The organism is Mesonia sp. HuA40, assembly GCF_008017835.1.
In the GTDB taxonomy this organism is placed as follows: domain Bacteria; phylum Bacteroidota; class Bacteroidia; order Flavobacteriales; family Flavobacteriaceae; genus Mesonia.
The window spans coordinates 1-6,833 of the sequence record NZ_VRLT01000006.1 but is presented as its reverse complement, the minus strand read 5'-3'; the positions used below and the strand labels follow the sequence as shown (position 1 = coordinate 6,833).

The following is a 6,833-nucleotide window of genomic DNA, read 5'->3' as shown; positions in this document are numbered from 1 at the left end:
CAAAAACAGAAGTTGAGATAAATAAAATTCCGATAATTATGTATTTCATTCGATGTTCGTTCATATTGTGCCCAACGTGTTTGCATATGACAAGTAGCGTGCAAATTAGCAAATATATTTTCGATTATGCACAAGCCAAATATTTGTTTTTAGTTTTTAACTTTGAATTTCTAAAACGCCAAAACAAATATTTGGCGACTTGGTAAAATTACCAAAATTTCCAGTTTAGCAAAAACTTAGCTATTTGTTATATGCGGTGTTGGGCACTGGGTTTTCTACGCTCTGCTTGGATTTTAGCCGTAACCTTCTTTTAAAGCACTAAACGAGAAAGCTCTTTTGTTTTTAGTGTTGGGTGATGTGATTGGAAAAAACAAATGTGCTTGCGGAATTAAAATCAGATTGCTTAAAAATCATAAGAAACTCCAGCACCAATATAGCCGGGCATTTGGTCAATGATTGTTCGGGATATGCTATTTTGCATCGCAATAGCTTCTACAATTTGTGCGCTTTCAATGTTCAAAATATTTTCGCCGGATAGCCAATAACTGAATTTTGAAGATGCTTTATTATAGCGTAATTCAAAATCAAGTTGATGGAAATTTCGTTTTATTGTTGACGTTCTAAAATAAGCGATTGCATTGTTCACAGAATAAGACCAATCGGATGAAAACTCGCCTTCAAGAGTTAAAAATGGACTTGTTTTACTGCCCTTGTTCTCCAAATCGGTTAAATCAAAAAATGTATTATTTTGCTCGTAATCGATACCTATTTCATAATTAATCCACGCGTCTTTAAAGTAACTTGCTAAAGCAGGTTTTATCTTGTATTGCTGGTTTGTTGCCTTATTCTGAATGCCATTCAGGAAGTTATTAAATTCGATATTTGAATAATCTAAATTCAATTTAAACGTTGTTTTAATGGGGTTTATCCTCGTTTGAAAGCGAAGTGTATTCGTCCAATTGCTTTTATAAGGTACATTTAAAAAATTGGAATAATTGTAGATTCCAACCACTTCATTATTCACACCAATATCATTTTTTGTTTTGTTGTAAAATGCGTTGAATAGAATTTGGGTACCGCTATACAGGTTGAAATAAAAATACTGCATTCCAAAGCGATTATTGATAATCGGTTCACTAAAATCAGCAGTCGTTTGGGTGCGATAATTTCTGTAATCTCGAACAAAGGGAAATAAATTGAGTTGACTTGCATCTGGAAAGCCCGCTTGCCTGTTGTAATTGAAAGATAGATAGTGTGTTTCTGAAAAGCTCAATTTGCTTTCTAATGTTGGTAGAAACAGCCAATTATCATCGTTTCTAGCATTGAAGGAATTGCTGTATCGTCTTAAGTTAACACGTGCTTTATATTGAAAAAAGCCTTCTTTTTTTTCGATAGAAGCACCAGAATACAAGTAATCTTGATTAATTAAAGATGAATTTTCATCCGGTAAAGCCGTGTCATAAAAATCACTTTTTTGCCATACATAACCCAGATTGAATTTGAGTATATGATTGTTTATTCGTTGTGTATATTTAGAATAAACACCGTATTCATCATTATTATTTTCCAATTCTTGGGCAATGTTGTTTCCAAGATTAAATAAAGATTGATTTGATACTAAACCAATTTGCGTTTTGTTTCTTTTGAAACTTGAAAAAGCGTTGACAGAAAGTAATTTATCGGAAGCTAATCGAGATGTATAGGCTATATTTTGTCCTAAAGTGTGACCTCTATTTTCAATATTTTGCAGGGTATTTTGTTCCGTTTCCTGAACCTCGCCATCAATACTTGTAACAAATTCGTTATGCTGTGGTTTGTAGTCTAAAGTGTATTTTAAAATACTGTTTGCACTGGGCTTATATTCAGCTTTTATGTACGTTTGGTTGATTAAAAAATCCTTGTCAACTTGTATGAACTCTTCACTAGTAATGCTTTGCGATTGTGAAAAGAAGGACTGTTCAGTAAATTGTTTTTGCTTTATTTTTTCTTTGTTCAAAATGCTGAATGCCTCAATGGCTGTATTGTGTGACGGGGCAAAAACGGCGTTTAGTGCGCCAAATTTTGATTGCTGCTTTACCCGATTATTGTTTTCTTGTAAAAAGCTGGGTAAATCTGAATTCGTGTTGATTGATGACAGTTCATCTTCTTTACTTTTAATAGCATCACTTTCATCCATTTGAATATAATCTAACAAACTGATGGGCTGTTGGCCGGTATTGTTGATGTCGCCTATAAAACTTAGGTTATGTTTTTTTCCAAAAGAAAACAAGTTGGCGTGCAAACGGTATCGATTTTCATAGGCTCCATAAGCTTCTATATTGCCAGTGGGTTTCCCCTGATATTCTTCTTTTATTTGTATGTTGATGGCTGTTTCATTACTACCTTCAATATCTTTTACAGCATCAAAGGTTTCGTAGTTTTTTAGTACATCAATGCCACCAACCATTTTAGCGTTTAGGTTGTCTGTAGCAATTTTATGGTTGTCGCCAAAAAAAGGTTTGCCATCCACAAGCAAGTTATCGATGACTTTGCCTTCCGATTTTATTTTTCCGCTTTCATCAATTTCTAAACCGGGGAGTTTTTCGATAATATCTTTAAGTTTTTGTTCGTTTCCTGTGGTGTAAGCACCCAAATTATAGCTTAGCGTATCGCCATTTTGAGTGGCTACTGCTCTTCGCCCTTGAATAACCACTTCCTCCAATTCATTGCCATTGGGTTTTAGCACAATGTCTTTAGAATAGGTCTGTTTGTATTTAATGAGCTCTAAAGCTTCTGTATATAAGGCATAAGCAATATGAGACACTTCCAAGCGATGAATGCCTTCTGCTTCTGCTGTAAGTACAAAGTCTCCATTTTCATCGGAAATAGCATAAGTAAGAATTTCTCCAGACTGGCTTTTCAACAAAACAGAAGCACCGGCTACAACTTCGTTTGACTCATCGGTTAGTTTTCCCGTTATACGTTTTTCTGATTGAGCAAAGACTTTACAGCTGCATAGAAGTAAGAGTGCTAACAAAAAATAAAAACCACTTAATTGCATTAGTCCAAAACTATTTTGATGGTTTCTAATTTTTATATTGCTGTTTTAAGGCATTTACTCGATCTTCTACAATTTTTTGATAGTCGGCTTTCGTAACTTCTTTTCCTTTTGAAGGTTTTGTTAAAGAAATATCAGGCGTTTGTTTTACGCTTAATGCATTGTAGGTGGTTGTGCCATCGGTAAGTTCTAAAATAAGTCCGGGCAATCCGTAATACTCGCCAGGACCGTCACTCAGAGGAATTGAAAGCGCATACCAAGCTGTAATTTTTTTATCATTATAAACTGTGGTGGCTTTTTTGCATACGTAATTCCCAATGGTTTTGGTTTCGCTTACCAACTCCCAATTGTAGATTGGCAATGAGTCTTTTATTAAAAAATCTTTCCCCATTAGGCTAGCTGATTCTAAGTAAGCTTTATTCGATAAGTCTTTATATAATACAGCCGATTTATCATCATCGCCCATTTTTATCACTTTTATGTTAGATGATTGCTCATCTCGTAATGCCAAAGATTTATCGTTTTTGCTTTCTTCTGCGGTTTGTTTTGCAAATGTAGATGCTTCTTTGGTATGCAACAATTCAAACAAATTAACCTCAGTGAGTTGTGCTTCTACTTGTTTTCGCATCACAGGGTCTGTGATTTTATCTAATTGGTTTCCAACATCAGGTTTTACTTCCTTTTCATAAACAACAGTATAATCTTGAGCAAAGACATTGGTTTGAGTAATTAGCAGCATTAAAAATGGTATAAAAATGGATTTTTTCATAAAATTATTTTTAGTAAGTAAATAATCCCTCAAATATAATGATTATAACTCATTCATATATGAGGGATAAGTGATTTTAAAATTGCTTATTCTCTTACAATCACAATAACAGTAGTAGATCCATCTGGATATCTAACAATGATGATAGTGATGTCTCTCTCAACATTGGTTTGAATTTCTGCACTATCAGAAGCTAACGGCACATCAGCGGTAATTTCTGTGTTGTTTACAGCAGAATCTTCAAGATTCAGGTCGTTTGTGTTTGCAAAGGCAAACGTTCCCATTAGCATAAAAGCTAAAGCAAAAAATAAATTCTTCATAGTTTGAAGGTTTTAAATGGTTAAAAAATATGTTTTAATGTGTATACTAAGATATAGAAGACTCTCTTATAACACACTACACAAAAGTGTAGTTTTTAGGTTTTGTTGTTAAAATAGAATTAGCCACTAAATTTTTATGTTTAGAATAAAAATGGATTAATCCGTTCTGCGTCATCTTTATAGGAATGGTTTCAGATCCCAAATATGTTATGGGTTTATCTAAGGGTATGGCTATAATTCCTAAGGCTTTAATAATGCGTAACAGTTTGCTGTCACATTCTGCATAAGCTACAGAATATCGATTTTGGCATATTGGGTTTATGGCGTAAATCATAAGTTGTTTTAGCAGGTTTACATCTCTAACTCCTTTACGTATGGCAAACCTACCAATGTGCCAAATAGTATCTACAGGAATAAAATTATTGTGTGAAGTAATGTCTATTTGAAAAAGTTTTTGGATAGGCAACAAGTCAAGACCATTCCAACACAAAACTCTAATAGATCCTACAATAATGTCATCAAAATCTTTTGCTGCATAAATATGTGAATTTTTGAAGTAATCCAATTCTTCTTGAAAAACAGCACTTACCTCCTCCTCATAATCAAACGAGAAAACCCCATTTAAATGGTGGTTATAATTTTCGTTTACTATAAATTGGGCGAATTCTAAGAGATCTTTTTTTTGTAATTTTTCTATTTTATATAATGCCATAAGCCAATGTTTTATATTTAATTTATGACAAAGTATAAAGCGATGTACTACACAAAAGTGTAGTCTTTATAGTTTAAAATAGTGAATTACAAAACTTTTTAATAGAAATATTTTATATTTAACCGTTAATAAACGGATATATTATGGCCAATGTAAACGATTTCTTTTCTCACAAAAACACAGTAAAAAAAATTACTGATACGGCGCGCATACAATTAACAGACTATTTGGAGGTCATTAAAGCCTTTGCAAGAACTACCTATAAAAGTATTTATGTAATCGACTATCAAGAAAAGGGCTTTGAGTACGTGTCGGACAATCCTTTATTTTTGTGTGGATATACGGCTGAAGAAATAAAAGATATGGGCTATCAATTTTATTTTAACTGCGTAACCCCAAAGGATTTAGACTTGTTGGTAAAAATTAATACCATTGGTTTTGATTTTTATGATAAAATACCTCTTCCAGAACGGAAAGAATATACCATATCGTACGATTTCCATTTAAAAACCCCATCAGGTAAACCGATTTTAATCAACCAAAAACTAACACCATTATTTTTGACCGAAAAGGGAAAAATATGGAAGGCTATGTGTTTGGTGTCATTGTCTAACGAAAAAGAATCAGGAAACATACAAATTACCCGCAAAGGCTACCAACAAGTTTTCATCTATGATTTAAAAGGAAGTTTTTGGAAAGTAAATGAAAAAAGAATGCTTACAGAACAAGAGATAGAGGTTTTACAGCTATCTGCCAGAGGTTTTACCATTCAACAAATTTCTGAAACCATTTGTTTATCTACCGACACCGTTAAATATCACAGAAAGAAGCTATATGAAAAGTTGGGCGTCACCAATATTTCAGAAGCTATTGTTTACGCTACCAACAATAGGCTTATATAACATCTAAACATATGATAAAGAGGAAAAATAAAACTCAGGAAATTTTTTCACCGCTTTACCTGTTGCTAAATTAAAAAGGATGTGAGAACACATCGCAGCTACACCCCAGGATCCAATTGCCAATTGTGGTGGAGGGAAAGGTTCTTTTTCTTCTTTAAAATTTTTTAGCACTTGATCTAGCCAAGGTTGTGGCTGCCCCCAGAACTTTAAATAGCTTGATACATATTCTACCATCGTAAGTTCGCTAAATGGCTCGTCATTTCGTTCTATATTCGTTATTGGTAATCCTTGTGGGCTTACCACGGTTACCAAACTTCCCCAACCTAGATTATAGGGGTGTAATATTGGGATGTTTTGTTCTCTGCATATTTCATCAAATCTTATTGGGATGTCAGAGGTAAAATCTATGGCATTAATGGCTATTTGATGACCTGCTATGAGCTCTTCAGCGTTATCTTGGCTGATGAAACCATCGTAAATATTGATAGTGGCTTCTGCATTAATTGACAATAAGCGTGATTTCAGAGTCTGTGTTTTGTTAGCAGTAATATCATTTTCGGTATAGTTTTGCCTGTTCAAATTAGAGAGTTCCACTTGATCGCCATCAATAATGGTAATGTGCTCAAATCCCAGTCGCAAGGCACATTCAGCGATAATACTACCTATTCCACAACCTCCAAAAATAATTGGGCAGTTTTTAATAATTTCTTGTTCGCTTTTATCAAGGTATATTCTGTTTCTGTGGTATCTATCATTCATCGGAAAAGTTATTTTTTTGATGAAATTAGCAGAAAAATTAATTGATGATATAACACAAAAGTGTAGTTTTTGTTAGTATCTGTTTTCGATTAAAAAGAATATTTCAAATTCAACCACGGTTTTTAGGTTGTACTATTTGTCTTTTATATCAGCTTTGGCAGGGCAGGCTCTTTTGTTTTTTATGTGGCTGGCGTTGTAGGTTGTAAAAAAAAATGTGCCTGCCGAGCGTTGACATTTTAACCTTGTGCCCAACGGCTTTGGCTATGATTTCGTTGCGGAAAAATACGCGGGATTTATTCCGTTGTAGCTCAAAGATAGAAAAAAGGATGGAATT

General features: G+C 33.8%; 7 protein-coding genes. 1 reads left to right on the top strand and 6 read right to left on the bottom strand.

Features of this window, described 5'->3' with window-relative positions:
• Positions 1–403: 403 nt before the first annotated feature.
• The 4 genes from FT993_RS01190 to FT993_RS01175 all read right to left on the bottom strand — a co-directional run bounded on the left by FT993_RS01190 (position 404) and on the right by FT993_RS01175 (position 4,838).
• On the bottom strand, positions 404–3,016 hold the full coding sequence (locus FT993_RS01190) for a carboxypeptidase-like regulatory domain-containing protein (protein WP_187240727.1): 2,613 nt from the start codon (positions 3,014–3,016) through the stop codon (positions 404–406).
• Between the two features lie 49 nt (positions 3,017–3,065).
• Positions 3,066–3,806, bottom strand: a complete 741-nt coding sequence (locus FT993_RS01185) for a GLPGLI family protein (RefSeq protein WP_147860716.1) — start codon at positions 3,804–3,806, stop codon at positions 3,066–3,068.
• An 86-nt stretch (positions 3,807–3,892) separates the two neighbouring features.
• Complete coding sequence (locus FT993_RS01180; protein ID WP_147860715.1) at positions 3,893–4,126, bottom strand: hypothetical protein; 234 nt, start codon at positions 4,124–4,126, stop codon at positions 3,893–3,895.
• 76 nt (positions 4,127–4,202) lie between these two features.
• Positions 4,203–4,838: a hypothetical protein gene (locus tag FT993_RS01175; protein ID WP_147860714.1), complete on the bottom strand. Its 636-nt coding sequence runs from the start codon at positions 4,836–4,838 to the stop codon at positions 4,203–4,205.
• Between the two features lie 143 nt (positions 4,839–4,981).
• Between FT993_RS01175 and FT993_RS01170 the strand changes: the two genes are divergently transcribed.
• Positions 4,982–5,740 carry a response regulator transcription factor gene (locus FT993_RS01170; RefSeq protein WP_147860713.1) on the top strand — a complete coding sequence of 253 codons (759 nt, stop codon included), beginning with the start codon at positions 4,982–4,984 and terminating at the stop codon, positions 5,738–5,740.
• Between the two features lie 3 nt (positions 5,741–5,743).
• Here the strand turns inward: FT993_RS01170 and FT993_RS01165 are convergent, their stop codons facing one another.
• Entirely contained in the window at positions 5,744–6,499 is a 756-nt protein-coding gene (locus tag FT993_RS01165; RefSeq protein WP_147860712.1) for a ThiF family adenylyltransferase, read from the bottom strand.
• 148 nt (positions 6,500–6,647) lie between these two features.
• The coding region (locus tag FT993_RS12385) for a hypothetical protein (RefSeq protein WP_222708290.1) at positions 6,648–6,833 on the bottom strand (186 nt) is incomplete at its 5' end.

What these genes read in the sequence shown, in the direction of transcription:
- FT993_RS01180 (WP_147860715.1), bottom strand. Translation starts at nt 4,126, where the DNA reads ATGAAGAATTTATTTTTTGCTTTAGCTTTTATGCTAATGGGAACGTTT.
- FT993_RS01185 (WP_147860716.1), bottom strand. Translation starts at nt 3,806, where the DNA reads ATGAAAAAATCCATTTTTATACCATTTTTAATGCTGCTAATTACTCAA.
- FT993_RS01170 (WP_147860713.1), top strand. Translation starts at nt 4,982, where the DNA reads ATGGCCAATGTAAACGATTTCTTTTCTCACAAAAACACAGTAAAAAAA.
- FT993_RS01175 (WP_147860714.1), bottom strand. Translation starts at nt 4,838, where the DNA reads ATGGCATTATATAAAATAGAAAAATTACAAAAAAAAGATCTCTTAGAA.
- FT993_RS01165 (WP_147860712.1), bottom strand. Translation starts at nt 6,499, where the DNA reads ATGAATGATAGATACCACAGAAACAGAATATACCTTGATAAAAGCGAA.